Consider the following 2,916-nt stretch of genomic DNA (forward strand, 5'->3'; position numbering starts at 1 on the left):
GGCATGACGCTGAACTCGCCTTTTTTCTCCGCATACAGCTCATTCGCCGATTCGGCGGCCTCAGCGTAATCCGGCGCGTTTCCACCGCTGCCCGCGCTCATATAAGCGAGCGGCACAGACGCGCTCTCCGCCAGATTGTACAGCGCCTCAAGCGCGACGTACCCAGGAGCGGATACAACTTCTTCCTGCTTGATCCGGCCTGCGACAACCGTCATCAATTCATATACGTCCCCGATGACCGCCTCCCAATCGGATGCAATGCCGGAAGCGCCCGCTGCGTCTTCGATGGAAGCCGCAATGGCTGCGAGTTCGGCCAGATCGGCATCCAGCGCCGCCGAATTGTCCAGTGTCCGCAGCGCTTCCAGACGGGCCGCGACCTCGTTAATCTTGGCGGCGAGCAGTTGACCGGCGGCAAGCCTTACGAACGAATCCGGCGCGCCCTCGATGTAGAGCGGCGAACCCGACACTTCGAGCCGGGTTTGTCCGCCTGCTTCTGTCGCAGTCAGCGTCTTGCCGTTAATGTCTTGCAACTTCAAGCCCGCCGCTCCGAAAGGCAGCGAGATGGTGCTGACCGGCGGCTTCACGGCCGGATTGTCTTTGTGATCCGTTTTTTTCCAGGCCACTACGATCGGTTCCCCGTCGTTGAGAAACACGTGTACGGCAACATCCGGATTGCCGCTGTCCCAAGCGCCGAAGTAACGCGCCTGGTCGAGCGTCGTCATGAGCTGGTTGACAGCCGCGTAAGCCAGCTTCGGCCTGCCGTCGTTGTCCGTGATGCCCCAGAAAATATCGTAGTAACGATCGTCCGTGCCGTCGTTTTTGTAATTGTAATATTCGTAAGCTTTGATCTGATCCGTAATCATGTAATTCAGGAACGCCCGTACGATGTAATCGCGCTGCACCGCTTCGGAGACGGACGGATAACCGGCATTGGCCGTCGGCCAGCCGCCTTCCGTCAAATAATAGTCCTTCCAGCCGCCGTAAGCGTTGACCAGATCCTTCACGCCGTTCATCAGCCGCTGGAGATTGCCGTCCGGCATCGAATTATAGACGTACGGATGGTAGGAGTAAGCGTCCGCGTAATCGTAAGAGCCCAGCTCCAGCTCGCCCGGCAGGACGCTCAGCACGCTGGAGGTATGGTCTCCCGCCAGCAGCATCGCGTTCGGATCCGCTTTTTTCATATTTAAATAAGCGATTTTTTGGATTTGTACATATTCCGCCGGAATATAGGGTTTGGCGAACAGCTCCGGCTCGTTCGGCATCTCCCATTGACGAACGATATCCTTGTAGCGGTCGACCGTTTCATAGACAAAATCGCCCATCGACTTGAGTCCAGAGGTCGTATTGACGGTCCCTTCCTGGTAATACGGGTTTTTGTCGATGCCGAGCACCGTAATCTGGTTGAACCCCAGCCCGGCAAGCTTGTTCATTCTGACGTCGACGTCGCTGTAGTCGTAGACGGGATCACCTTCGCCGTCCTTGGCGTTGCGGTCCGCTTCCTCCCACGTAATGCCGGAGCGGTGATGGCGGGCGCCCAGCTTGCGCGCTCCGTCGATGATATCGTCGCGCCAGTTCAACTTGTAATGCGTATTGAGTCCGAATTTGCTTTCGTTGTCCAGATCAAGCTCGCGCACGGGAGCCGCTTCGCCGACAACCGCCAGTCGCATGCGCTTGGTCAGTTCCGGCGCAGGCCGACCGTCAATCGTTAGCTCGACTGACGTTTCGTACGTCCCGATGCCGCCGAGTCCGGCGTCGAACCACAACGTATCGTTTAGTTGCTCGTAGCGGCCCAGACTGTACGTCTTCGTTCCTTCGGCGACTAACGCCTGATCGCCGTCCGCCCGGCGCACCTTGTAGCTCAACCCGATCTCGCGCGCTTCCGCCCCGGCGTCGAACGCCGCGGACAGCCCCGCCGTTTCGCCGATTGCGTAGATGCCCGCGAAGTTGCCCGCCGGCTGCAGATCGACGACGTATGGGGCCGAGATCGGCTCGATGGAGAAGTCATCCACCATCAGGTTGATGCCGCCGACGACGTTCCAGTGGAAATAACCTTTCGTCGGCGCGAGAACGTCGGAATCCTCGCCGCGCGCCACTTCTTGGCCGTCGATGACAAGCCGATGCGTGATACCGCTTACATGTAACTCATACGAATGCCATTCGTCCAGCAGCGATTGCACGTAGTTTGCGGTATAGTAGTTGCCGCCGACCGTCGTTTTGCGCATAATAAAATATTTGGAGTTGTGCGTCGCCCACTCCATCGCGTTGTTGTTGGCGTCGTCCAGCGCGCGGTATCGGATGCGCCATGTATTTTGCACCGCCGTACTGGTTCGCTCGTATTTGGCGCGGAACTTGATCACGAAGTTGTCCGCGTTCTGGTACATCGGCAGATTCAGCTTCGCGCTGCCCGATCCGTTCAGGTTCAGCACCTGGTTGCCGTCCGGCAGCTCGATGACTCTCGTATTGCCGCCCGTTGTCCAGCCGCTCGGGATGCTTCCCGCGAGATCGGCTTCGAAGTCGTTCAGATACGGCACGATCTCCCCTATCGGCACCAAAATCTCCCCGTTCTCCGGATAACGGGCCGACCGGCCGCCATCCTCGGCCGTGAGGAAGTAACGAATGTCCGCCGCCTTGCCCGATCCCGGTATCGCAAGCGAATACGCGCCGCCTCCGATGGACTGCGCCGGAGCTTCGACAACGGCCCCCTCTTCGCCATAACGGTAATGAACCGATGCAGCCGTTGCGGCGCTGCCGTCCGCCACCGTGAACATCAGCGGCAGATCCGCATTATAAGGCAGCTCGGAGAGCGGGCTATGCGAAATCGTAAAGGTAGATGGCGCCGCTGCAGGAGGTTTGATCGCGACATGCTCCACGCTCAGATTGGCGGGCGTGCTCGCGTTCAATGCGCGCAGCGAGAAG

The 2,916-nt window shown here is 59.1% G+C and carries 1 protein-coding gene; it reads right to left on the bottom strand.

Annotated elements, in window-relative coordinates; all coding sequences use genetic code 11:
* Positions 1 to 2,916, bottom strand: a 2,916-nt coding sequence (locus tag PAT3040_RS37145; protein ID WP_181376684.1) for a hypothetical protein, incomplete at both ends; no start/stop codon positions are given.

This window comes from Paenibacillus agaridevorans (assembly GCF_003112455.1).
GTDB classification, from domain to species: Bacteria; Bacillota; Bacilli; order Paenibacillales; family Paenibacillaceae; genus Pristimantibacillus; species Pristimantibacillus agaridevorans.